Origin of the sequence: Mycobacterium sp., assembly GCF_032159565.1 — a bacterium.
Classification (GTDB): Bacteria; Actinomycetota; Actinomycetes; order Mycobacteriales; family Mycobacteriaceae; genus Mycobacterium.
The window spans coordinates 12027-35053 of sequence record NZ_JAVHWR010000019.1 but is presented as its reverse complement, the minus strand read 5'-3'; the positions used below and the strand labels follow the sequence as shown (position 1 = coordinate 35053).

The following is a 23027-nucleotide window of genomic DNA, read 5'->3' as shown; positions in this document are numbered from 1 at the left end:
CTTCGGGGACAACACCCACCGCCACCGCCATCCACCACCGCGGTGACACATCCGCCTCCACCGGTACCCCGCAGATGCGACGATTTTCGAGCAACTCGATACCGCTCGAGCTTTGCTGCGTGTACCTGGATCCCGCCGCTATTGGCCCTCGAGGACTTCCTTGGTGGATTTCGTTTCTACGTGTGTTCGCTCACAGTGCCGTGTGCGGGTCCCTGAATTGCGCTTTCCGTGCGACATAATCGAACGAGTAGAACACTAATTGAGCAGGCTGTTCTTGTGGTGACAGAGAACGCGGGAGAGCGAAGGTGTGACACCTAGGTTCGCTTGACTTTATCGGTAAGGAGGGACGGGTATGGCCGAGGTTGATCGACGAGCGGACAAAACCGTCGAAAAGATCCTGGTTGGGACGATGAACGCCTTGAGCCGGCGAGGCGCGCACAAGCTCTCGGTAAGCGATATCTGCAAGTCGTCTGGGGTTGCCCGCGGAACCTTCTACCGGTACTTCACGAGCAAGGAAGATGTCCTGGCCGCGCTGGCCCGCCACTTCGAAGACGGACTTGCCGCGGCTTTCGCCGCCGCGATCGAAGTCAATCCAGACCCAGCGGTGCGGGTGCAGGTCGTCCTCGACACCGTCATCGCCTATTGCGCGGCCGGAGGCGATATGGTCCGGATGCTCGACGTCGCACCCTCGTTCACGTTGGAGTTCATCCGCGATACCTTCCCCCATCTCGTCGACGTCGTCACCGACGCACTGGGCCCGGCGGCGGCGGAGTCGCCGCTCGTGACGGGCGGTGCGTTGACCACACGTCAGCTCGGAGACCTGTTTTTGCGCAACGTCATTTCGATGTTGTTCCTCCCCGGCAACTCCTCCTATGAGGTGCCGGACGTGGTCATGTCGCTGTTCCGCGCTTACACCGAGGGCGGAACGACACGGCGGCGCAAGCGACGCACGGCGGCAAAGGCGAGCTAACGTCGGCTGGCAGCTGGCTTGGGGAGGCATCCGTATGCGACATCGCGCCTGATTGATTCGCAGTTCAGCATCGGAGTCTCGACGATCTACTCTCAGCTTGGACAAAATGGAAGGTAACCAGTCAGCTCAACGCCGCTGATCGCCAGGGCTGGTTGATCGCTGCTGTTTCTGTCATCTGACTATCTCCTTGTCAGCCCTCGGCGGGCGGTAGCGCGCTGCTGAGTTCCGCAACTGCCAGATCAGCGCGGGGCAGAGTTCGTTCACCACCCGCGAGATCAGATACGAAGCCTGGTACTCGTCGGAGGTGGCGACGTCGGCCTTCACATCGGCTATGACCTGTGCGTAGTCCGGGCCAGACACCTTGTCGCAGATGCCGTGTCTGTAGCTCAGCGCTGCGTCGGCGTTGGGAAAGTTGTAGCCGGGCCGCACCATCACGTTGACCAGAGAGGCCACCGCGTCAGCGCGAACGGTGGGGGTGGCCGCCACCGTCGCGACGCCGAATAACCCTGCACACGCGAAAAACAGACCAGTCAGCGACTTCCTACCGTCCGCCGGGATACGGATCTGTGCTGCATGGTAGGTGCGGTTCAGACCGAGTCGAATTCTTAGATCAGCCAACGGCCGTCGACCTTTCGAGGGAGACCCGAACGCAGGATGCGGTGTTGGTCGGTGCGCTGTGTCCAACGTGAGGGTCTGGTTCACGAACGCCAGGACGACGGCGGGGCTGTCGGTCGCCGATGCCTCCGCGGGCGGCGGGACGGTGGCGACGGCGGAGACCTGCTTCTGCTGCGCTCCCGGGACCACCGTGCCGCCGGTCAACGGCTTGTAGGCGTTCAGGAACGTACGGTCACTCACCCCTGCGCGGCTTCGAGGTCCTCCCGCGCCTTGTCGGGCCGTAGGACGGCGGCGCCGCGGACCGAGGGCGCCCCCACTTCAGAAAGCCCACAGCACACGCCCAACAGCAGCGCTAGGTGTACGCGCTGCACTACGGTTTTCCGCTGACCAGACAAGGGCGCCGTCGCGCACGGAACATAAAGTATTGATAGTGTCTCATCGGTATCGTCTATGGGGTGAGCGCTCCCAGTGCTTCGCGTTGTGACAAGGAGACCGATTTGGAGCTGACGCGCACGACCATCAACCTCGAGCGGGTTAGCATCGTCGGCGCGGACGGACAGCCCACCGCAGAAGCCCGGTACGACCGGAAGCTGCCGGTGGAGACCCTGTGCCGGCTCTACGAGTTGATGGTCGTCACACGCGATCTCGACGGTGAATTCGTCAACCTGCAGCGGCAGGGCGAACTGGCACTGTTTCCCTCATGCCGTGGTCAGGAGGCCGCCCGGATCGGCGCCACGGCGTGCCTGCACAAGACCGATTGGCTGTTTCCGCAGTACCGCCGCTATCCCGAGGCGGCGATCCTCGGGATGGGGTCACTGAAACCGCGCGCGGTGGTGGTCGATGACGCCCCAAGTAGCCCAATTCCTCTGCGCGACAGGAGCATTCCTCGAATATCCTGAAATGGCCCTGATGGACATGTGAAAGGTTCGTGGTGAAACGCTTCCTATACGATTACGACCACGAGGCGTTCCGGGCTACGGTCCGCGCCTTCTACCTCGACCAGGTGGCGCCCGACTGCACCGACTGGGGATTCGGAGCGCCACCCCGGCACTTCTGGAGGGCTGCAGGCAAATTGGGGCTGCTCGGCATCCAGGTTCCCAAAGAATATGGCGGTGGCGGGCGGGGCGGCTTTCTGTTCAATGTCATCCTCACCGAGGAGTGCCGGCGCGCCGGAATCGAGCTCGACAGCCTCCGAATGCACACGGACATCGCCATGCCTTTTTTCCTGCGGGTCGCCAACGCTGAGCAGCAGAGCCGCTGGCTGCCGCAACTGGTGAGCGGTGACGCCGTCGCTGCGCTCGCGACGGCAGACGTTGGTGCGGGTTGTGACGATAAAGCCATGACTGTCAGGGCCATTCGCGACGGTCGCAACTACATCGTTTACGGGTCGAGGACCTTGGTCTGCGACGGGGCCGACGCCGACCTCATCGTTACCCCGGTCACGACCAACCCGGCAGCGGGCGGCCACGGCCTGAGCTTGCTGGTCGTTAACGGCAGTAGTCCCCGCCTCACTCAGGGCCCCAAGTTGGACAAGGTTGGCGCCAGGACCCGCGGCATGGCCGCGTTGATCTTCGACGACGTCGTCGTGCCGGCGGAGAACCTGCTCGGCGAGGAAGGCCGGGGATTCAGCTACATGATCGAGAACGTCGCGCAGGAGCGGCTGTCGATCGCGGTCAACAGTCACTCTGCGGCCGTGAAGGAGCTGTACGACACCATCGAATACACCAAGGAGCGCAAGGCATTCGGCGCTACGGTGTCGTCGTTTCAGCACACCAAATTCGTGCTCGCCGAGTGTGCCACCGACATCGAAGCTGGCCAGTCGCTACTGGACCGCGCTCTTGTCCTACATGAAAGCGGCGAACTTTCCGCAGCCGACGCGGCAATGGTCAAGCTGTTCTGCACGGAGATGTATGACCGGGTAGGCGACCGCTGCGCGCAGCTGCACGGTGACTGCAGCGAGATGCTTCAGCGCCACCCGATCTCCGCTGCCTACGTCGACGCCGGGGTGTCTCCGAGCTACGGGGCTTCTTCCGAGGTGATGAAGCTGATCATCGCCCAGTCCCTCGCCGTCTGATGGAATCGTCGACGGTATCTAACTGATGCCTGGACAGCAGAAGTGTGAAGCTCCACGATCCAAGCACGGCTGAAGATGCACTGCTTTCGAGTTCGAAGATGTCGGGATCGTGGTAGATATGGGCCGGGATCATCCCTCGACGCAATCCCGCGCATCGGGGTAGCGGCCGCGCTCAACGCCGGCACCATCTGGGTAAATGGCTTCTTTATCCGCGATTTGCGCGCGCTTTCTGGTGGTGTTGTTGACTCGGGCATTGGCCGCGAGGCCGGTGGCTTGGCCCCGAGGTTTTCCCGCCGACGGCTGTCGTTATGGCCATTTGACGCCGCGAACGGCCAATAACGTCAGGCTGTTTCCGACAACCTGTCGCGAAACTCTTTCTCCAGCTCTGCCCATCGACGGCCGGTTTCCTCGCCGCCTTCGATCATCTCGGTCGGAGCCTCGGTATAGGGTGGTCGGCTGGGTCCGGGATTGATGAGGCCGGCACCACGGAAGCGGGCACGACCCATGGGGATGCTGTAGTCCATGAAACGCGACATGTCACCACCGAACTGGGGTGCGAGCGCCCAATTGACCTTCTTGGAGATTGTTTCGGCGGTCGCCCAGTCCCTGGACAGAACAGCCCGCGATAACGCCGCCAACGGTGATGGTGCACATGCGACGTTGCCCGACCAGCACGCGGTCGCCAGATCGGGGAAGCGCCTGGCGGCGTCATACCAATCGCTGTCCAGGGGAAGGACCGCGACCTTATCTCCGACCGCTTGAATGTCGCGTACCAACGTCGGTCCGCCAGCGTGTTTGGTCGCCACAATCGCAGGTAGGGCGGCCAACTGGTGGTATGCCTCTACGCTGATTTTGCCCTTGAACGCCGCCGGGTTGTCATAGATGACCACCGGGAAACTTGGGAGCGCTTCGCAGATATCGCGGTAAAACCGCACAGTTGCCGCGTCGTCAAGTGGCAGCCACATCGGGCGGCCGATAAAGAGCCCATCAGCGCCGGCGGCAAGTGCTTCACGTCCGCGCGCGATCGTGTCGCGCGTGTTCAGGGTGGTAACTCCGGCGAAGAACGGCACCCTGTCTGCTACGACGTCAGCAACACATGTGGTGAAGGTGAGCCATTCGTCGTGGGTCAGTGACGCGCATTCGCCGAAGGTGCCTGTAGACATCAGGATTTCTATGCCGGCACCAATTACCGCTTCGACCATCTTTTCGGTCTCATGCGTGTTGACGGTTTTGGTGGCCCGCCAACTGTCCGCGTCACTGGTGGCCGGTGTGGGCACGATGCCCACAACGCCCCTGACGTCTGCTCGGGTAATGTTCATTCCATCCGCTCATTTCTTTGCAAGGCGCTCCGTCGGTTCCCGCCGCCGTGACAAATCGCCCGGTATAGGGGGATAAGGCTTGGTGGCGAACGAGGGAAACGGCTCTTCCCGGTACATTCCGAGTGCCTCGAGAATCGGGGCGTCGGTCGAACAGAACAGCACTGCGTCGGTCGTCGAGGAGCGGTTGATGTGCGCGTGCCACATCCAGTTCGGCACGACGAAAGAGTCGCCCGCCGACCAGTCGAGTGTCTGCTCACCCACCTCGGTCGTGCCCTCGCCTTCAGCGACGTAATAGACCGCACTAGCGGTGTGGCGGTGGCGCTCCGTTCGCAGTCCCGGGCGCAGCAACTGCGCGAAACAATCAATGGTCGGCAGCGTGGCACCACCCGTGACTGGGTGCGCGTAATGCAGGATTACCCCATCGAATGGGCTTCCATCGCAATCCGCGTACCTCTGCAGGGTGTCTCTGACTTCACTCCATGCATATCGGAACGGGATGCGGGAGTCCTGTTGCCGTTCCCAAGCGGGGCGAATATTGGTTGATCGGTTGCTGATGAAGTCCGCCGAAGTCCGATGCAGCGGCTGGGTGCTGCCCCCGAACGGTTCGAAGAAAAATTGATTCAGATAACCCATGAACGGCACATCGAGGATGTCCAGCCAAACGCCGCGCTTGTCGCTATCGTTGTGATGGTCGTGCCACGAATATGCCGGGGTGATGATGAGGTCGCCGTCCAGCATGGGCATTTTCTCGCCATCGACCGCCGTGTAAAGGTGGGCACTTCCGTCGACCACGAAGCGAAGTGCACTAATTGAGTGGCGATGTGCCCACGCAACTTCGCCCGGCAGGGTGATCTGCATACCCATCGCCAGGGTTCGGGTGGTTCCGTTGACGTCGGCGGCCGGGTTGATGAAAGTAAAGTTCCTTCGGCCGGTGTCGCTGGACATCACCTGACACATCTGCGTCAAGGCTCGGTCGACGAGATCGCGTTCCCACAGGAACGGCACACCGGCGGGAATCGGACCGTCAGTCAGCTGAACCAACTGTGCGTCGTATTGCCATTGACCGCGAAGGTGCCATTCGTCAAGTTGCTTGTCGAGGTCACCGAGTTTCTCGCCCAATTCACGCGTCGTGGTCATGTCCTTTTGCTCCAAGTTCTGTGAGAGGCGCAGTGATTTTTCCGCCCTGTCTCAGTCGCCCCGAGTAAGGCCGCCGGCATCAAGCCGTCAATCCGCGGCCGGCTTTTCGCGGGGGCGCCGCGCACAGTTTCCCAGTGCCCGCGACAAGCAGGTTGCCGCGGACACCGGTAATGCGATCGCAGCCGACCGCAGTATCGAAGATCCGGTGACCCGCGTGAGCGAACCCGCCCTCAACCGAAGGGATGGACGTCCAGCGCCTCGTGGTGAGTGCCACGCAACCTCCAGGTCGCTAGGTCAGTCATGCCGCTAGCCAACAATTGATCCGCGGACCAAGTACACACACGTTCCGCGGGAACCCAGTGGCGATGATCGCGCTTGGCCGAGGCTAGCACCGGAGAGGACCGCTTACAAGACAGTTATGACAGAATATGTACAAATCAACGCAATCCATAACTATTGATCGAGCATTGAAGAGGTAACGTGCTCAGGTCCCGGCGAGATCAGTGCTGACATTCAGGACGGCCTTCTGGGGCCGCGTCCGATGTGTTGCGCCCAGTTGGAACGTCTTCGGTATGCCAGTGATGTTGAGGCGCTTGGGATTCAAAGAGGAGCACCTGCAGCGCCCCCGATGTCCGCAACATGGCCCCGCCGGGCGCCAGCGTCGGCACTGAGCGCCCGCAGGGCTCGTTCCGTTGCCGTCCTGCTGCACCCTCCGCAGTCGATGTGACAAAACAAATGGGTGGTATGTTGTCGAATACGTGCCAATTTCCGTCTGCACTGGATATCGGGAGGCCCGATGGCGGCGAACAACGAGACAGTCGGACGCATCCTTGACGCCGCCGTCACAACGCTGGCTCGCCGTGGCGTTTGCAAGCTGTCGATGAGCGACGTCAGTGCCGAAGCGGGTATTTCGCGTGGCACCCTGTATCACTACTTCGACAATAAGGAAGACTTGCTCCGCGCCATCGCCCAACATGTGGAAGGCGTCTTCGAGAAAGCAGTTGTCACGGCGGTCAATAAGTGCCCCGAGCTTGACGTTCGTCTGCAGGTCGTCATCGAAGCAATGACTGAAGTCGGTGGAACCCATCCCGAGGCTCTGCAGGTACTCGCCATAGAGCCCGCCTTCGGCATTGACTTCCTGCAGCAGGCTTTCCCCCAATTTGTTGCCATCCTGGAACAACTGCTCACCCCCGCCCTGGAGTTGACACCGGCTGTGCGGACGATGGGCCTGACCAGTCGTCAACTCTCCGAGATGATTTTGCGAATCGTGATGTCGGCCTATCTCATACCGACCAACGACCTAGCTGACGTTTCGCGGGCGATCGTGGCCCTGCCCTATCTGCACCAGACCCCGCTCCATACGCAGTTGGCCCACCTGCGCAGCAGCCATAAAATGCGGCCTATCGGCGGCCGACGTCCGCGGTCTGGCAGCACATTTTGATCGTGCTGCCGTGACGGTTGGCGTCTGGTTCGGCCACCAATATGGGTGGCGCCAGCGCATTGCGCCTCGACGACGGGTGGTTCGCTCGGACGGTCAGGTCGCGTAAAGGGGAGATCGGCTCCGCCAAATAGCAGCTAGCGAGCGGCTCATCTCGATGACGCGGTCGCTGACTGTCGGTTGTTGAGTCCTTACCCGCGCGGGTATCAGCGGTCGCGTTATCGGCGGCAGTGGCGGAGTGGCGCCCGGCCAGGCGCGGCTACCCGCCTTCGGGTGAGACCTGTCCGCCGGGCCGTCTGCGGAGAAGGATGATGGCAGTCGCAGGGCACGCACGCGCACCCGTGCGAGCCTGATCTTCCAACTCCGCCGGCACGCTGTCAGGCGCAACGGCGAAACCCTCGTCGTCGATCGAGTAGACGCCCGGTGCCTCGACGGCACATAGCGTGTATCCGCAGCATTTGGACCGATCGACGGTGACCAGCAGCATGTGCTCGTGCTCTGCCATGGTGACGGCCCCCTCACGTTGACGACTCTAGAAACGAAACAGAGCTTAAGCAGCTCATCATAAGACAGTATAGCCATATAGTGTCTAATATGAATAAAAGGCCCGATTGCGCGCAGCCGAATAACGTCGCTTGCGCCGCCCCCAGGCCGGAACCAGGCGCGGCCCTGCGCTGGTTTCGGCAGCAGACGCCGTCGGCCTGGCAGCCCAGCTGGCTCCCCGGTCCAGGTAATCCCCTCACCGGAGCGCCGCGCTACCGCGCTAACGGAGTCGCCGGGCGCGCCGAACACAGACCCCGGCCGCGTGGCCCTTTCACACCATTAATCATCCTGCTCCGAATCCCCTTGGCCCGCACAGATTCCTAGTCGCACCGCCGGCCTTTCAAGCAAGCCGGTTTCGCCGGCTCGCGGTCGGCTGACCTCGCTGGGGATCGTGGAATTGTCGGACGGGCTCAGCAGCTGATAAGCGCTGATTGCGCCACGGATGCCCCCAGCGAAGGCGGCAATGCTCAAGCTGCATCCCTGACGGCCCAGTCAGCGGACGGTGCGCAACCAGAGCCTTGCAGCGTCGGCTGGGCAGGTAGACGCGGGCCGGCGAGGGTTCGCTTTGAAGATCTTCGCCTAGTGCCTTGACTAGGCCGTGAGCCTGAACATATATTACAGTTAGTGTTCAACTAGCTTAATCTTTTCAACCACGGAGATCGCACTCGTGCTCTCCGAGGCGCGCTTTCTCGATCTGGAGGCATCGCATGACAACCATTGACGCCGAGACCACCACCGTGCTCGACGCCATCCGGAAACTCACTCCAGAGATCGCCGAAAGGGCCAGCGAAATCGAGACCGCCAAAGTCGTACCTGCCGATCTGGTCGAGCGGATCGCCGCGGCGGGCGCCTTTCGGATGTTCGTCCCACACCAATTCGGCGGCGAAGAGATGAGCCTGCCCGCAGCCATGGCCGTCATCGAAGAAGTGTCCCGTGCGGACGCCTCAACCGGATGGACCGTGATGATCGGCGCCGATTTCGCGCCGGTATTCGGCCGGTTTCCTCAGCACATTCTCGACGGCGAGATCTACGCCGAAGGGCCCGACGCCATGGCCCGGGGAGCGTTCGCGCCCAAAGGTATCGCCGTTCGCGCTGACGGTGGCTACTTCGTCAAGGGCCAGTGGCCGCTTGCAAGCGGCAGCTATGACCACGAATGGGTAATGGGCAATTGCGTCGTGCTGGAGAACGGTCAGCCGCGGATTAGCGAGTTGGGTGTCCCGGACACACGACTGGTCATGGTACCGACCGAAGAGGCACAGTTTCTTGACACCTGGGATTCGTTGGGCCTTCGGGGAACCAGCAGCAACGACATGGTGATCGACGATGTGTTTGTGCCCGAACAGCACACCGCGCAATTCTTTGGTCCCGCGAGCGTGGATATCCCACTGTTCCGGCCGCCGATCCGGTTGGCGATCGGACCGACCCACGTTGCTGTCGTGATGGGAATCGCCTCCGGGGCGCTCGAGGACCTTCGCGTGTTGGCCAAGACCAAACGTCCCGCATTCAACCCGGGGATGCGCCTGGCAGAGGACCCGGTGTTTCAGTTCCGGTTGGGGCAACTCGACATCCGCCTGGCGGCCGTGCGCGCTCTGGCGGAGAAGGACGTTGGCGCGATCTGGGACGCCGCCGTCGCGGGCCAGCCCGCCACCGATCTGACCGCTGTGCGCCAGCGCGCGACGGTGGCACGGGCACACACCGAGTGCGTCGAGATCGTCAATGAGGCTTTCGGATTGGCGGGAAGCAACGCCATGTACAACACCTCGACGTTGCAACGCCGCCTGCGCGACGTCCGCACCGCCGCACAGCACGCCGCCGCCAGTGCCGAGATCTACACGATCGTCGGTGCGCTGCTGGTGGGGGAGGACGTCCCGCGGGCTGCACTGGCCTAGCGATCGGGACCGCCACACGATGACGACAAACGCCACGACGGCACCAGATATGACGGCCTTCTGCGAGCTCAGCCGGCTGAACAATGCCTTCGCCTACTTCATGGACAACGGCGAGTTCGAGTCCATGATCGAACTCTTCACCCCCGACGGAGTTTTCGACCGTGCCGGCATCGTCCATCGCGGGCACGAGGAACTCCGGCAAGGGATGCGCGAGCGGCCCAAGGTGACAACCCGTCACCTGTTGACCAACTTTCATCTCACGAGCGTCGGCGACGATTCGGCCGAGGCGGTGGTGTGCGCCATGGTCTATCACGGTCCGCCGTCGCAGGACGGCGAGCCGGTGGTCTATGCCACTGACAACGGACGGGTCATCGAGTTCCACGACAAGTACACCAAGACCTCGGGCCGTTGGCGTATTTCATCTCGGATCGCACAGGCGATCTTCACCCCGAAGGTTTGGCCGTGACCGGCCCAGACAAGGAGAGCGAGTCTCATGGCTGAAAACCATCACGACGTGTTGGCCACGGTGGACAAGTTCGTCAACGCGCTGGCGACGGAAGACGCTGGCACCCTCGACGCGCTCTTCACCGACGACGCGGTGGTTTGGCACAATTACGACCAGGTGGGGCAGCCGGCGCGGGAGGCGCTCGCCGCACTCGCTGGGCTCGCCGCTCTGCAGCCGCGATTCGAGGTAGTCGGTCGTGACGTGGTGGACACCGTCTGCATTCAACGTCACGTCGTCCACATCACCCTGCCCGGCGCAGAGGCGGCGTCCATTCCGGTCATTCAGCGGATCTCGGTGGCGGACGGAAGGATCCGGCGCATCGACGAGTACACGGACTCGGCCCAGATGGCAGCCGCGGTGCAAGCCCTGCAAGCCGGTGTGTGACCGGTTCCCCCAAGAGAAGAAAGGTCACTAAAATGCCCGGAATCACGGACAAGTTCACCGGTGAACCGATTCTGAAGTTTCAGCGCATCGGTCACGGCACTCTTGAGGTGGTCGACCTCGCTAGGTCGCGCCGGTTCTACGAAGAAGTCCTTGGTCTGCAGGTGATCCAGAGCAGTAGCCGGTCGATCATGATCCGGCTCGGCACCGACCAGGTCTACGCGGTGGTGGAGACGGGCAGGGAAAGCTCGATGCCGATGATGGCGCACAACGGATTCGACGTCGGCAGCGAGGACGAAGTCTATGCGGCCCACAAGAAGCTCCTCGAGATCAAAGACCAGTGGGGCATCAGGCAGATCACTCAGCCCCGACACATGCATGGTGACACTTCTTTCCATTTTGCCGATCCCGACGGCAACTGGTGGGAGGTCACAGAGGTACGCAAAAACGGTTACGTTGCCGACTTCGAGGATCCTGATTGGGACATAACCGGGATGCACGAATTCGACGAGGAGCGCGGCAACGTCCACTTCAATCACACCCATGACCCCGAGTTCCGCGCCCGCGTCCGTGACGTTCGCGCTTCCATCGATGCCAAGGCGACCCAATGAGCCGGCTGGACGGCAAGGTGGCGCTGGTAACCGGCGCCGGCAAGGGAATCGGACGGGGCATCGCTCGCAGGTTCGCCCGCGAGGGGGCCAAAGTGGTTGTCGCCGAACTCGATCCCGACGCGGGTAAGCAAGTGGCCGAGGACCTCGATGAACTTGGTGGCGAGGGACTGTTCATCTCGACCGACGTATCCCAGAAAGCCGATATCGAGCGCGCGGTCGACACCGCCCAGCTGGCATTCGGTGGTTTGGACATTCTCGTGAACAACGCCATCGCCCTAACTCCCGATGTTCTGCTCGAGCAGAAGACCGACGAGATGTTCGAGCAGACAATGAGAGTCGGGCTGTGGAGCGTGTGGTGGGGGATGCAGTCCGCCTTCCCGATAATGAAGGCACGCGGCGGTGGCCGGATCATCAACTTCTACTCTATGGACGCCGACGACGGCAACTGGGTTCACGCTGACTACAACACAGCCAAGGGTGGGGTACAGGCGCTGACCCGGACAGCTGGATTTCAGTGGGCCCGGCACAACATCTTGGTCAATGCGATCGCGCCGATCGCGGCGTCGGCGGCGTTTGAGCAGATGGCGGCGGACAACCCAGCTTGGGCCGCAGCGATCCCGGCGATGATCCCGATCGGCCGAATCGGTGATCCCGAAGAAGACATCGCACCGGTTGTGGGCTTCCTCGTCAGTGACGAGGCCCGCTACATCACGGGCGCCACCATACCGGTCGATGGCGGGCTGCACATACCACGAGTCAACACCAGACCGCCCGACCTCTCAGTGTTCGACTCGTTGTCCAACGATTCTGAATTACCAACCAGCTAAAGGAGAATGGACGTGACCATCGATGAGATGAGACATACTTCGGCCGGACTGGTCCTCTCGGACGGGACGCCGTTGTCGGAACTTATTGATAAGGACTACCGGGAGGTCTCACTGCGAGTCCTGAACGACCCGGAGCTCTACCAGCTCGAATTAAAACATCTGTTCGCCAAGGCGTGGACGGTCGTCGCACACGAGGATGAGATCCCCGACGTCGGTGACTACGTTTTGCGCTACGTCGGCGAAGACCAGGTCATTGTCAGCCGCGCCGCTGGCGGCAGTTTCACCGCGGCGCTGAACGTTTGCACACATCGGGCTGGGAAGGTATGTCGGTTCGAGGCCGGCAACGCCAAGCAATTCCAGTGCGCCTACCACGGCTGGGCGTACAAGGCCGACGGCACGTTCCTTGCGGCGCCCGTCGCGCGGGAAGAGATGCACGGGCTGCTGCGGACCAAGGACGAACTGAGCCTGACGAAAGCGCGGGTGGACACCTATTGCGGAATGATCTTTGTCACCTTCGATGAGAACGCCCCATCCCTGCGCGACTACCTCGGCCCGATGGCCTGGTACTGGGACCTCATGTTCGACCGGTGTCCGCGCGGAATGACCGTTGTCGGTCATCCCCAGCGGTTCATCATCCCGTCGAACTGGAAAAGCGCGGCTGAGCAGTTCGCCGGGGACATCTTCCACACGCTGTCGCTGCATCGATCGATGCAGGAACTCGGGATCCTGTCTGGCGGAGAAGAATCCGCGGAGCCGGCGATGGCGGGCGCGCACGCCAGCTGGGAGGGTCATTACGTGCGGTGTTTCGACATCAGGGAAGACCACTTCGTCAACGCGTTGAAAGGCAAGGACCTCGCCGCGTTGTCACCCATGGAGAGACTGCGCCTTGCTCCTCCTGCTGGCATGCCCGCTGAGATGGTGGACGCTCTGCCAGACCGCTTCGACGACAAGCAGCTCAAAGTCCTTGCGGAATTCCCGCCGCAGGTCGGCCAGTTGTTCCCCAACATCGCCGCGATCGCTATGCCGTTCCAGATGCCCGACGGCACACCCTCGGCGTTCTTCAGTTGGCGGGTTTGGGTTCCCAAGGGACCGGACAACTTCGAGATGTTCTCGTGGACCCTGGTCGAACGCGACGCGTCGGTGCAACTGCGAGACTCGATGAACCTGATGACGGCTGCTGTATTCGGGATCAGCGGATTCGTCGAGGTGGACGACACCAACACCTGGCCGATGCAGACCCAGGCCGCCCGAGGGGTCCTGGGCAGGCAACAGAAGCTGCGCTATCAGGCGATCACCGGCGAGAACAAGCCCGCCGACTGGCCCGGTCCTGCCCACATCTATGCCGGGTTCCCCAAGGACGACGGCCAATGGAACTTTTGGCTCCGCTACAGCGAATTCATGGAAGGACGAGCCTGGTGACCACCGAAGCGACTGAGGAAGTCATGGTTCAATCCAGCAGCATGGTAATGCCGGACACCGGCTACCCGGCGCCGCCGGGCGCGCGGGTGCCGGTGAGGGACCCACGCCATTGGGAGATCGTCGGTTTCCTCGAAGACGAGTCCGCACTGCTCGACGACGACGATTTCACCGGCTGGCTAGGACTGCTCGCCCCGGAAGTCGTCTACCGCGCACCCGTGCGCACGACCAAAGATCACCGGGCACGCAGTATTTTCGACGCGGAGTCGTATCACTACAACGAGAACATCATGACGCTCAGTTTGAAACTGATGCGAGTGGTTCAGACCGACAGCGCGTGGTCGGAGAATCCGTTGTCGAGAACACACCGCATCGTCCACAAGGTGCGGGTATACGAAACGGATAACCCCGACGAGTACCAGGTTTACAGCTCGATCGTTCTACTGCGCTCACGCAACGACGAACCTGGCCTCGAGATCCTGCCGGCTCGCCGACTGGACACGATCCGGACCGGCGACTGGAAACTGACCTCGCGCACAGTCTATTTCGATCAAACCACGCTGAGCGTGCGAAACCTGGCGGTCTACCTGTAGCCCGGTCGCGCGTCCGAAAACGAGAACGATGAAGGTGAGGAAACTTCATGTCATCGAAGACCGCCGAGCTCCCGGGTTATCTGCCCGGCGATTGGCGGATCGACCCACAGCGTTCCACGTTGAAGTTCTCCATCGGTCATTTGGGACTGCATACCGTGCACGGCACGTTGGCCATCTCCGGTGAGTTTGTCATGGCAGACGAGCCGGAGGGTTCCAGCGTCTCAGCGGTCATTGACCTCGCGTCGGTGCATACCGGCAGCCACGGCCGCGACAAGTCGGCCCGCTCGTCGTCACTGCTCGATGTGGGCAACTATCCCACCGGGCACTACCGCTCGACTGCGGTCGTGCCAGCCGCTCCTGGCGGCAATCCGCGTACCTTCGTGCTCGAAGGGGAACTGACGCTGCTCGACGTAACACGGCCGCTGGCGCTGGATATCAGCCTCCAGGAACCCGCCTCCACCGACGGTCGGCCGTGTCCCGTCATCGCCGGACGGGGGCGGTTCGCTCGCCGTGACTTCGGCCTTGTGTATCGCATACGTCCCCAGTTCCTCGATCGCGCGATGGGCTCGACGATTGACGTCGAGTTGACCATGCAGGGACTCCCAGCGCCTCCGAGAGGACCTCAGCCCTGAAGATCGCACGAACACGCACTCATCAAGGCGACGACTGCTGGTCCCTGGTTGATGTCGCTGCCGGCACCGTGCAGCCAATCCGAGGCCGAAGTGTCGCAGTGGGGTCCAGCGACCGCAGAAGGACGCACGGACTTCGAAACTGCTGGCGCGCCCATGTCCTTGGAGGATGTCCGGCTGCTACCGCCCATCACCCCCACATCCACGATCGTCGGGGTGGGGATGAACTACTGGTCTCACCTGGAGAAGCTGGGCGTCACTGAACGGCCTTCCAGCACCCTCGGATTCCTCAAACCACAGGTGGGATCATCGGCCACAACGACGAGATCGCCAATCCTTTCATCACCGACCAACTCGACTTCGAAGTTGAGCTGGTGATGTGCTCGCACAGCCGATCAGGGAGGTCAGCAGCAACCTGACTGACTATGTGCTCGGCTACACGGTAGGCAACGATGTCAGCGCTCGCGACGCCGCGCCGGCCCCCATGGGCGGACTCGATCTGTTCTCGGTCAAGACGCTCACCGGTACCACTCCGGTGGGGCCGTGGATCACCACGAAGGACGAATTCGGCCGGTCAGCAGAGGTGGATGTCACCATCTCGTTGCGGGTGAATAACGAACAACGCCAACGCGACCGCACCGGCAAGATGATCTTCGGCATTGAGGAGTGCCTTGAGTACATCGTGGCCAGAATGTCGCTCAACCCGGGCGACATCGTGTTCACCGGCACCACCGACGGCGTCGGCTTCGAGGATGGACGCTATCTGCAGGCAGGCGATGTAGTTGAGGCCGAAGTAGAAGGAGTGGGTGTGCTTCGCAATGTCGTCGGCGCAAAACAATCACTGACACGCTGAGCCCGGTATCCCGCTGCCGCTCACGGTGCTTAGCGCGCTACGCCGTGATGGTGCCGCTGTCGGGCTCCACAGCCAGATGAGCCTTGAAACATCCCGGTGGCGCGCACCGTTTGTGCACGTGTCGGGGTCGGTGGAGATCACCCGATCCGGCGCGACCGGTCGGGGGCGATCCCGGGGCATCTGGGTCATTTCCACGCGATCGCCGGTTTACCCGGATCGTCGTGATCGTGGACGCTGCAATGGCGGTAGTGATCAGCTGGGCAGCGCAGCCACATGCCGCGCACGCGCCGCATCGCGGCGATCTGTCACTGCTCCCCAGCTAGGCCGGTCTAGGAAGTGCGCCGTGACGAGGCGAACTGGTCAATGAAGGAGCGCACGCCGCGTGCGAAGTTGCCGCGCCGTACCGCATCCCAGTGCAACGAGCGGTCGAACTCAAGCGCCTCATATAACGGCAATTCAGCGCCGCCCAGTACTGCGCGCTTCGCCGCGGCCACCCCGATCCTGCCCGCTTTCGCCGATACCGCCGAGGCGAAAGACGTTGACTCGGAGAACAATTTATCTGCCGGCACGACTCTGTCGACTAGTCCAACTGAATATGCCTCGCGCGGTGAAATCGGTTTTGCATCAAGTATGAACTGCAGCGCGCGACTGGGCTGCATCAGTCGGTTCAGGAATTGGACACCACCGCCGCCACTGGGTAATGCACCGAACAGGTCCATCTCCGGGACGCCGATCTTGAGCGTGCCGGTGTCTGCCACGTAGCGCAGGTCGCACGCGGCTGCAAGCTCCAGCCCCCCAGCGAGCGTGTGACCGTTGAGGGCGGCCAGGAAAAGGATCGGACTGCGGCGCATCGCTACGCACAACGCGCGGAACCGATCCATGCTCTTCGTGAATTCTGCGGTGAGTCCCTCGACCCCCAGCCTGTCCGCTTCGCCAGCCATCCATGTGGCGTCGGCTCCGGCGGAGAACACCTTGAGACCGCTGGTGATCACGGTTACCGCAACGGATTCGTCAGCATTGGCAGCGTTGAGTTGACGCTCCAACACTTCGAGCAGCGCCGGGCTCAACGCGTTCACGGGGGCATTGCAGAGCCTCCACAGCTGGTAGCCGTCGGCCTGCGTGACCTCGAGGAGGGCGCTGTCCTTAGTGGCGGGCTGTCGGGTCGGGGTCAATTACGTCGCCTCCTTGAAGTGAGCGTGGTTCTGATCGGGGGTCGATGGCGCGGGCACGGCCCCATCAGCGGCCCATGTTTGGAGGACCTTGCCCCGAATCTTTCCGACAGGATCGCGGGGCAGCTCTGTGACGAAGTGGAATCGGCGCGGCGCCTTATAGGGGGAGAGGCGGTTTCGGACATGCGCCTGTAATTCCGTTGCAAGTTCATCGTTGGTGGGCACCCCTGGGCGTACCGCGATGAAGGCCACGACGATCTCCTGCCGTATCGGGTCGGGCGCGCCAACGACGGCGACTTCTCGAACGGCGGTATGGGTGCTTAGTACGTTTTCGACTTCTACCGGTGCCACCTTGTATCCCGAGGTGCTGATCAAGTAATCGGTGCGCCCGAGATAGGCCGCATTGCCCGTGCCGTCGAACTCGATGAGGTCATCGCATATTGACCAGCCGTCAACCACATCACGTCGCTGCAGTTCCGGACGATTCCAATAGGTCAAGCCAGTCAGTCCCCGCACAGCCATCTGCCCGCGACCCGTCTCGATGACCTGCAGCCCTGAGCCTGTGCGCTGGACCGCGGCGACGATGTAGCCGGGCAGCGGACGTCCCAGGGAGGCGGCCGGGAAATCTTCGTCATGCCGGGGAGTCATCGGCCATGTCGCGAATGCGGTGCTGCCGTAGTTGTTGATCAATGTGATACCCCGCTTTTGCCAGCGCATACGCACATCTGCTGACGACGCGGACTGCCACATCGCGTATGCACGTCGCAGCGAGGGTAGGTCGCGACCATTTTCGTCGAGGACGTCGATCATGCGGGCCCACGTTGCGGTGATCGCAGTAAACACGTTTACCTGGAAGTCAGCGATCGCGGCCACGACCCGCTGAGGATCTCGAAAATTTTCGATCAGAACAGTTGTCGAACCGTGCAGGAGGGTGCCGGTGGTGTGGTACATGAAGCCGAGGGCGTGGCCAGCCGGCGCCGCGGCGGCCCACCGTTGACCCGGAGCCGCCGCGGTGACGGCGCCTAAGGCGTAGCCGCCGAGGAGGAACCTGCGATGCGTGTGGTAGCAGCCCTTGGGTTGGCCGGTAGTGCCACCGGTGTGCCAGAGGACCGCGACGGCGTCGCTCGGCGTCGTCGGTAGGGGCGCGGCATGGATCTCCGTCGCGTCGGTCAGGATGCACAGATCACGGTAGGGTCCAGCACCGCTAGGCGTGTCGCTGTAGGTGAAAACCTCCTCAATCGGTGAGCCGGCGACCGCCTCGGCAACGACTGCGAGGTCATCGCCGGTCGCAGCAACGACAACGAGAAAACGGGCCGAGGTGTCGTCGAGGAAGAACCGCAACTCTTCGGGTTGCGCTTGCAATGGCGTCGGAACGACAACCCCTCCGGCCTTCCAAACGGCTAGCATTCCGATGATCAGCTCGGGTACGTTGGGCCCCCGCAGGGCGATCCTGTCACCCACGACCACCCCCAGCGCCATTAGCCCTTGTGCGAGCAAAGAGCTAACTTCTGCGATGGCACTGAAGGTGTATGAGCGGGCCGTATCGGCGTGAATCATTGCGAGGTCATCGCCGTGGCCGGCGCATACATGAGCATCGCTGAGCGCGTAACCGACGTTCGCCCAAGCGCCCACCAAGTCGTGGTTGGGTTCGGTGTAGTCGGGTTGATCCTGCGGAGCCACGAGGCAGTGAGCCGGAACGCTTGTCGGCGGATAGCGATCTTTCATTAACGTGTCCTGGTGCTGGTGTCCAGGCGGGCAGCGGTGTTTTCTGCCGGTTGCAGAAGCGCACTGACGTCGGCAGTGATTTGATCAAGAGTGCCGGCCACCGCGGCCAACACGTAACGGTCCGGCCGCACCACGGCGACATCGGCACCTTGGCTGTCAAGCCACTCCGCCAGTGCCGGGTCGGGCTGCGGCAGGTCGGCGATCGTGGTCACCCACGCGCCGACAACGTCGGCCCACCATCGAGACGTCGATCCCAACGCCTCATCGTGTCGGCTCAGAACGAGAAACCGCTGGCCGACCGCGTCGTCGAGCGGTTTACCGCCGACGCGAGGCTGCCCGAACAGGCCGCCCCCTCCTTCGAGGACCATGGGACCGGGTTGAAGCGACGGCAGCCCAAAGAACAGCGAGCGATGGTCGCGCCGGATCGCCTCGTCCCGCTCGCGCGCTGCTTGCGGATCCGTGATCCCGACGATGGCGCCGTAGTCGATCGCCGCCTTGATGACTTCGCGCACATGCGGTGACCGTTCGATTTCATAGGTGTCGAGGAGATCTATTGGCGCTCCGCGCAATACCCGGTCGATCTTCCACGCCAGATTGGTCGCATCACGCAAACCTGAACACATGCCCTGACCAAGGAAGGGCGGCATCTGGTGCGCGGCGTCACCCGCTAGCAGAAGACGCGATGAGCGCCAGCGTTGTGCCACCAGTCCGTGGAAGGTGTAGACAGCCGCGCGTTCCACCGTCCCGAAGTCTTCGCCGACGAGTTCGCGAAGCACCGAGGCCACTGCGGTGGGTTCGGTGATGGCAGCGGTGTCCTCGCCGGAATGCACCATGAATTCCACGCGGTGACGCCGACCTGGCATCGGGATGAACACATGCGGGCGCGCGGGATCACAGACATAGAGGGCGTGTCCGGGCAGCGCCCTGTCCGCGTCGCCCAGTAGCAGGTCGACCACCAGCCATCGTTCGTGGAACCCCAGATCCTCCAGCCGCATTCCCGCCATTTCCCGAACGGGGCTTGCCGCGCCATCGCAGGCCACCGCGTAGCGGGCCCGCACCGTACCTACCGGTTCGGACTCTTGATTCCCACCTCGCCATGCGGTTCGCAGGCTGACCTCGTTTGTGTCTTGGGTGACGTCGACGACTTCGGCCTCAAGATGAACTGTGACGGTCGGCAACGCTGCGACCGCGGCGCGTAACGCGCGATCGAAGCCCGGTTGATGGAAATACACGCTGGTAGGAACGCCCGACCAGGTGGTCTGACCGGCTGGCATCCACATCAGGCGGCTGCGGTCAGCGCTGACGAATTCGATGCCTGGGTTTAGTGTCATCGAGGGCAGCACCTGTTCCAGGCAGCCCAATTCTTGGACGGCTCGCAAACCGGTGTGGTCGATGTGCGCCGCCCGAGGCAGCGCAAACACGTCGGCATCCTGCTCGAGCACGATGACGTCCAGGCCGCGGCGGCCTAACAGGCCGGCGAGCGCCGTTCCCACCGGGCCCATCCCGATGATTGCCACGTCATGGATAGCTGTGCGGGCATCCCCGTCACGAAGTCCTCCGCCGAAGAGGCGTGCCATGCCGTTCCTTCCGTCGTCAGTCATCTGCCGCCGTGCGACCCAGCACGGTGACAGCGACGGCCGCAGTGTCACCTCCGGCATATCCGCCGGCGTTCTCCGCCACGCCTATTTGCGCATCGGGCACCTGGCGCCCACCGGCCTCCCCCCGAAGTTGGTGGGCGAGTTCGATGACCTGCGCAAGACCGGTGGCCGCCACCGGATGTCCGCGCGACTCCAGCCCGCCGCTGGTGTTGACGGGCAGCTGTCCACCCAGAGAAGTCAGTCCGTCGGCGACTAGGCGCGCGCCGGCGCCCGGATCGCAAAATCCAAGTTCCTCGTAGGCAACCAGTTCGTTGAAGGCGATGGAATCGTGAACCTCGGCGACGCTCACCTGCCGGGGTGTGATGCCTGCGTAGGCATATGCACGTCGGGCCACCCCGCCGATCGTTGACCCTTGGCGACCCGCGGCCGCCATGCCGACTGCGGAGCCGCGGATCCACACCGGTCTGTGCTCGGGTCGCACGGAAACGCCTGCAGTGACCACAACCGCCGTTGCGCCATCGCTGATCGGTGCGCACATCAGCGCGGTGATCGGTTCGACGACGGACCGCGCCGCCAAGACTTCCTTGGCCGTCAGCGGCTGCGTGTACTGCGCCATCGGGTTGAGCCCCGCATGGCTGCGGTTCTTGACGGCGACCGCGGCAAGGGTATCGGCACTGAGGCCGTGCCGGTCGGCGTACTCCCGCAGCCGCGGCGGGTAGACGGCAGCAACAAATACGCTCTCGCGGGTAGCGTCGACTCCCGATTCGGCGACAAAGTCGATGTCGGCGGCGCCGTTGAGCGCCGTGTAGGTGGTTTCGCGGCTGCGCGCGAAAAGTTTTTCCACACCCAACACCAGCACGCGTGTGGCCGCGCCCGCACGGACGGCGTGTACGGCGAGATTGAGGGCACTCGATGACCCCGCACACGCGTTGTCGATGTTGTACACAGGGATACCGGAGAACCCGTTGTCGCGCAGCACAGTTTGGCCCACGATGCTCACTTGCCCCGTGACGATGGAGGCCATGGCGTTCGCGACGAAGGCCATGTCGATATCGGCGGGGGACATGGACGCATCGGCCAGCGCCGCGTGCACAGCCTCCCCGCCAAGACCCTTTAGCGAACGTTGGGGGAACCGGCCAAACGGGGTCATCCCGACCCCGACGATCGCCGCTGCGGTGGTCATGGTCGATCAGACCGGGTCAGCGTGTCTTCGAAACCGACGATGGTGTCGTGCAGCACGTGTCGTTGATCGAGCACGACTAGGTGTCCGCATTCGGGAAGTACTCGCAGGCTTCCGCGTGGTGCGGACTCGGCGCATGCCTGCGCCTCCCGGATAGGGATGACGTCGTCGTCTTGGCCGTGCACGAACAGCACCGGCTTGCTGACCGATTCGCACAGCGGCAGGGGATCGAACTCGCCCAGCAGCGCCACCCCTTGCAGCGCCGAACGTAGGGGCGTCGCGCCGAATACCCGTTCCAGCCAGCTCAGCGTTGCATCGCTTTGTGGTTGTTTGCAGAGCACGGCCGCCGAGCGCCGCGCGAACTCGGGCCAGTCGCGGCGCATGGCGCGTGCCATCCGTTCGGCAGGAAACACTTTGCAACTGGGCACACCAACAGCGATGACTCCGGAAACCCGGGAGTCATCGCGTGCAGCAACGGTAAGCGCAACCGCGGCGCCGAAGGCAAAGCCGATCACAAGGACATCGCGTAAGCCCTGCTCGACCAGCAGTTCTATCACCGCATCCGTGTGCGCGTTCATATCGTAGGGCTCAGGCATCGTGTCCGAACGCCCGAAGCCCGGCAAGTCCGGTACAAATACCTGGTGGTCGCTGAAAAGCTCGTCTTCCTCGTAGGCCCACAGCGATCCATCTAGACACCAACCGTGGAGCAACAGCACAGGTTTACCGACACCCCGCTTGACGAACGACATACCCGATGCTGTCCTCCTACGCGCGGACCCGCCGTCAGCGGCACTCATCGATACCTCAGTGCCGGCACCGAGTCGACCCAGCTGCGATGTTCGACGACCGGCAATATCCGCGGCACACCGCAGGGTGGTGATTCCTTGACCAGGACGCATTTATTCGTCTCTAGTCGTCGAGACGATGGTCTCTGCGGGTACGACGCTGAGCGTTGACGACCGGCGTGGAAGGTCATCGAGCGACCTCGGTCTGCTGTGGGGAAAGGCGGATCATGAGCCCGATGTGTCCAACCTGTACCACCTCGCCGCGTTGATTGGTGATGCGAAACAGGCGATCGACGACGCCTCGGTCACCACTGCTCGTCAGGCGCTTGGACACAATCTCCACCGTGGCGGACAGGGTGTCTCCGACGAAAACGGGCTTCTCGAACCGCCACTCGGTGATATCGAGCATCGCTATCGCTGAGCCTGAAAAGATCCCGCTGCGGTCCATCAGACCGGTCATCATGATCAGGCTGAGGAGTCCATACACCACGGGTTGGCCGTAGATCGTGTCTGTCGCGAACTCACGGTCAGTGTGAATGGGATTCCAGTCCCCGGAGAGCATCGCGAAGCCAACGAGGTCACTTTCAGTGACCGTCCTGGCCGGCAGCTTGAAGACCCGGCCGACGGCAAGATCGTCGTAGAAGAACGGCACGGACAGTTACATTACATCCGACGCTGTTCAACAGCCAACTATACGACCGTCTTGCACACTCGGTGAAATCCTGCAATATGACGGCACGACCAACGGTGAAGTCGCGCAGCGGGTGGGC

The 23027-nt window shown here is 62.6% G+C and carries 22 protein-coding genes and 1 pseudogene; 13 read left to right on the top strand and 10 right to left on the bottom strand.

Annotated elements, in window-relative coordinates; translation table 11 throughout:
- Window positions 1–352 precede the first annotated feature (352 nt).
- Entirely contained in the window at window positions 353–970 is a 618-nt protein-coding gene (locus QOC76_RS02485) for a TetR/AcrR family transcriptional regulator (RefSeq protein ID WP_526353813.1), read from the top strand.
- A gap of 171 nt (window positions 971–1141) precedes the next feature.
- Here QOC76_RS02485 and QOC76_RS02480 read toward each other — a convergent pair whose 3' ends face one another.
- Window positions 1142–1528 carry a DUF732 domain-containing protein gene (locus QOC76_RS02480; protein ID WP_526353817.1) on the bottom strand — a complete coding sequence of 129 codons (387 nt, stop codon included), beginning with the start codon at window positions 1526–1528 and terminating at the stop codon, window positions 1142–1144.
- A 554-nt stretch (window positions 1529–2082) separates the two neighbouring features.
- On the opposite strand from QOC76_RS02480, the pseudogene QOC76_RS02475 reads away from it, so the two are divergent.
- Both QOC76_RS02475 and QOC76_RS02470 read left to right on the top strand, forming a co-directional pair.
- Window positions 2083–2394: pseudogene (locus QOC76_RS02475) on the top strand (thiamine pyrophosphate-dependent enzyme); the annotation flags it as partial.
- A gap of 122 nt (window positions 2395–2516) precedes the next feature.
- On the top strand, window positions 2517–3659 hold the full coding sequence (locus QOC76_RS02470; RefSeq protein ID WP_526353811.1) for an acyl-CoA dehydrogenase family protein: 1143 nt from the start codon (window positions 2517–2519) through the stop codon (window positions 3657–3659).
- 341 nt (window positions 3660–4000) lie between these two features.
- Here QOC76_RS02470 and QOC76_RS02465 read toward each other — a convergent pair whose 3' ends face one another.
- Window positions 4001–4978, bottom strand: a complete 978-nt coding sequence (locus QOC76_RS02465; RefSeq protein WP_526353809.1) for a dihydrodipicolinate synthase family protein — start codon at window positions 4976–4978, stop codon at window positions 4001–4003.
- A 9-nt stretch (window positions 4979–4987) separates the two neighbouring features.
- Window positions 4988–6115 carry a cupin domain-containing protein gene (locus tag QOC76_RS02460; RefSeq protein WP_526353807.1) on the bottom strand — a complete coding sequence of 376 codons (1128 nt, stop codon included), beginning with the start codon at window positions 6113–6115 and terminating at the stop codon, window positions 4988–4990.
- A gap of 796 nt (window positions 6116–6911) precedes the next feature.
- On the opposite strand from QOC76_RS02460, the gene QOC76_RS02455 reads away from it, so the two are divergent.
- Window positions 6912–7556 (top strand): TetR/AcrR family transcriptional regulator, encoded by a 645-nt coding sequence (locus QOC76_RS02455; protein WP_526353805.1) that lies wholly within the window; start codon window positions 6912–6914, stop codon window positions 7554–7556.
- 256 nt (window positions 7557–7812) lie between these two features.
- On the opposite strand, the gene QOC76_RS02450 is transcribed toward QOC76_RS02455, so the two are convergent.
- Window positions 7813–8058 carry a ferredoxin gene (locus QOC76_RS02450; protein WP_526353803.1) on the bottom strand — a complete coding sequence of 82 codons (246 nt, stop codon included), beginning with the start codon at window positions 8056–8058 and terminating at the stop codon, window positions 7813–7815.
- A gap of 745 nt (window positions 8059–8803) precedes the next feature.
- Between QOC76_RS02450 and QOC76_RS02445 the strand changes: the two genes are divergently transcribed.
- The 9 genes from QOC76_RS02445 to QOC76_RS02405 all read left to right on the top strand — a co-directional run bounded on the left by QOC76_RS02445 (window position 8804) and on the right by QOC76_RS02405 (window position 15800).
- The gene (locus tag QOC76_RS02445) at window positions 8804–9985 is read left to right on the top strand and encodes an acyl-CoA dehydrogenase family protein (protein ID WP_526353801.1); all 1182 of its coding nucleotides are present in this window, start codon (window positions 8804–8806) and stop codon (window positions 9983–9985) included.
- Window positions 9986–10004: 19 nt separating this feature from the next.
- Window positions 10005–10451 carry a nuclear transport factor 2 family protein gene (locus tag QOC76_RS02440; RefSeq protein WP_526353799.1) on the top strand — a complete coding sequence of 149 codons (447 nt, stop codon included), beginning with the start codon at window positions 10005–10007 and terminating at the stop codon, window positions 10449–10451.
- Window positions 10452–10478: 27 nt separating this feature from the next.
- Entirely contained in the window at window positions 10479–10874 is a 396-nt protein-coding gene (locus tag QOC76_RS02435) for a nuclear transport factor 2 family protein (protein ID WP_526353797.1), read from the top strand.
- On the top strand, window positions 10871–11482 hold the full coding sequence (locus tag QOC76_RS02430) for a VOC family protein (RefSeq protein ID WP_526353795.1): 612 nt from the start codon (window positions 10871–10873) through the stop codon (window positions 11480–11482). The genes QOC76_RS02435 and QOC76_RS02430 overlap by 4 nt, the downstream gene beginning before the upstream one ends.
- Window positions 11479–12309, top strand: a complete 831-nt coding sequence (locus tag QOC76_RS02425; RefSeq protein WP_526353793.1) for an SDR family NAD(P)-dependent oxidoreductase — start codon at window positions 11479–11481, stop codon at window positions 12307–12309. Before QOC76_RS02430 ends, QOC76_RS02425 begins: the two co-directional genes overlap by 4 nt.
- A gap of 12 nt (window positions 12310–12321) precedes the next feature.
- Complete coding sequence (locus QOC76_RS02420; RefSeq protein ID WP_526353791.1) at window positions 12322–13728, top strand: aromatic ring-hydroxylating oxygenase subunit alpha; 1407 nt, start codon at window positions 12322–12324, stop codon at window positions 13726–13728.
- Window positions 13725–14318 carry an aromatic-ring-hydroxylating dioxygenase subunit beta gene (locus QOC76_RS02415; protein ID WP_526353789.1) on the top strand — a complete coding sequence of 198 codons (594 nt, stop codon included), beginning with the start codon at window positions 13725–13727 and terminating at the stop codon, window positions 14316–14318. The genes QOC76_RS02420 and QOC76_RS02415 overlap by 4 nt, the downstream gene beginning before the upstream one ends.
- A gap of 47 nt (window positions 14319–14365) precedes the next feature.
- On the top strand, window positions 14366–14950 hold the full coding sequence (locus QOC76_RS02410; protein ID WP_526353787.1) for a YceI family protein: 585 nt from the start codon (window positions 14366–14368) through the stop codon (window positions 14948–14950).
- Between the two features lie 376 nt (window positions 14951–15326).
- Window positions 15327–15800 carry a fumarylacetoacetate hydrolase family protein gene (locus tag QOC76_RS02405; RefSeq protein WP_526353785.1) on the top strand — a complete coding sequence of 158 codons (474 nt, stop codon included), beginning with the start codon at window positions 15327–15329 and terminating at the stop codon, window positions 15798–15800.
- Between the two features lie 329 nt (window positions 15801–16129).
- Here the strand turns inward: QOC76_RS02405 and QOC76_RS02400 are convergent, their stop codons facing one another.
- The 6 genes from QOC76_RS02400 to QOC76_RS02375 all read right to left on the bottom strand — a co-directional run bounded on the left by QOC76_RS02400 (window position 16130) and on the right by QOC76_RS02375 (window position 22909).
- The gene (locus tag QOC76_RS02400; RefSeq protein WP_526353783.1) at window positions 16130–16876 is read right to left on the bottom strand and encodes an enoyl-CoA hydratase/isomerase family protein; all 747 of its coding nucleotides are present in this window, start codon (window positions 16874–16876) and stop codon (window positions 16130–16132) included.
- Window positions 16877–16972: 96 nt separating this feature from the next.
- Window positions 16973–18694, bottom strand: coding sequence for an acetate--CoA ligase (locus QOC76_RS02395; RefSeq protein WP_526353781.1), 1722 nt, complete (start codon window positions 18692–18694; stop codon window positions 16973–16975).
- Window positions 18694–20271, bottom strand: a complete 1578-nt coding sequence (locus QOC76_RS02390) for an FAD-dependent oxidoreductase (protein ID WP_526353779.1) — start codon at window positions 20269–20271, stop codon at window positions 18694–18696. Before QOC76_RS02390 ends, QOC76_RS02395 begins: the two co-directional genes overlap by 1 nt.
- A 16-nt stretch (window positions 20272–20287) precedes the next feature.
- Entirely contained in the window at window positions 20288–21475 is a 1188-nt protein-coding gene (locus tag QOC76_RS02385) for a thiolase family protein (protein ID WP_526353777.1), read from the bottom strand.
- Window positions 21472–22221 (bottom strand): alpha/beta fold hydrolase, encoded by a 750-nt coding sequence (locus tag QOC76_RS02380; RefSeq protein WP_526353775.1) that lies wholly within the window; start codon window positions 22219–22221, stop codon window positions 21472–21474. Before QOC76_RS02380 ends, QOC76_RS02385 begins: the two co-directional genes overlap by 4 nt.
- Window positions 22222–22444: 223 nt before the next feature.
- Window positions 22445–22909 carry a MaoC/PaaZ C-terminal domain-containing protein gene (locus QOC76_RS02375; protein WP_526353773.1) on the bottom strand — a complete coding sequence of 155 codons (465 nt, stop codon included), beginning with the start codon at window positions 22907–22909 and terminating at the stop codon, window positions 22445–22447.
- Window positions 22910–23027: the final 118 nt, after the last annotated feature.

Excerpts from the sequence above, each read along its gene's own strand:
- QOC76_RS02485 (WP_526353813.1), top strand. The coding sequence starts at position 353 with ATGGCCGAGGTTGATCGACGAGCGGACAAAACCGTCGAAAAGATCCTG.
- QOC76_RS02465 (WP_526353809.1), bottom strand. The coding sequence starts at position 4,978 with ATGAACATTACCCGAGCAGACGTCAGGGGCGTTGTGGGCATCGTGCCC.
- QOC76_RS02460 (WP_526353807.1), bottom strand. The coding sequence starts at position 6,115 with ATGACCACGACGCGTGAATTGGGCGAGAAACTCGGTGACCTCGACAAG.
- QOC76_RS02455 (WP_526353805.1), top strand. The coding sequence starts at position 6,912 with ATGGCGGCGAACAACGAGACAGTCGGACGCATCCTTGACGCCGCCGTC.
- QOC76_RS02450 (WP_526353803.1), bottom strand. The coding sequence starts at position 8,058 with ATGGCAGAGCACGAGCACATGCTGCTGGTCACCGTCGATCGGTCCAAA.
- QOC76_RS02445 (WP_526353801.1), top strand. The coding sequence starts at position 8,804 with ATGACAACCATTGACGCCGAGACCACCACCGTGCTCGACGCCATCCGG.
- QOC76_RS02440 (WP_526353799.1), top strand. The coding sequence starts at position 10,005 with ATGACGACAAACGCCACGACGGCACCAGATATGACGGCCTTCTGCGAG.
- QOC76_RS02435 (WP_526353797.1), top strand. The coding sequence starts at position 10,479 with ATGGCTGAAAACCATCACGACGTGTTGGCCACGGTGGACAAGTTCGTC.
- QOC76_RS02425 (WP_526353793.1), top strand. The coding sequence starts at position 11,479 with ATGAGCCGGCTGGACGGCAAGGTGGCGCTGGTAACCGGCGCCGGCAAG.
- QOC76_RS02410 (WP_526353787.1), top strand. The coding sequence starts at position 14,366 with ATGTCATCGAAGACCGCCGAGCTCCCGGGTTATCTGCCCGGCGATTGG.
- QOC76_RS02395 (WP_526353781.1), bottom strand. The coding sequence starts at position 18,694 with ATGAAAGATCGCTATCCGCCGACAAGCGTTCCGGCTCACTGCCTCGTG.
- QOC76_RS02390 (WP_526353779.1), bottom strand. The coding sequence starts at position 20,271 with ATGGCACGCCTCTTCGGCGGAGGACTTCGTGACGGGGATGCCCGCACA.
- QOC76_RS02385 (WP_526353777.1), bottom strand. The coding sequence starts at position 21,475 with ATGACCACCGCAGCGGCGATCGTCGGGGTCGGGATGACCCCGTTTGGC.
- QOC76_RS02380 (WP_526353775.1), bottom strand. The coding sequence starts at position 22,221 with ATGTCGTTCGTCAAGCGGGGTGTCGGTAAACCTGTGCTGTTGCTCCAC.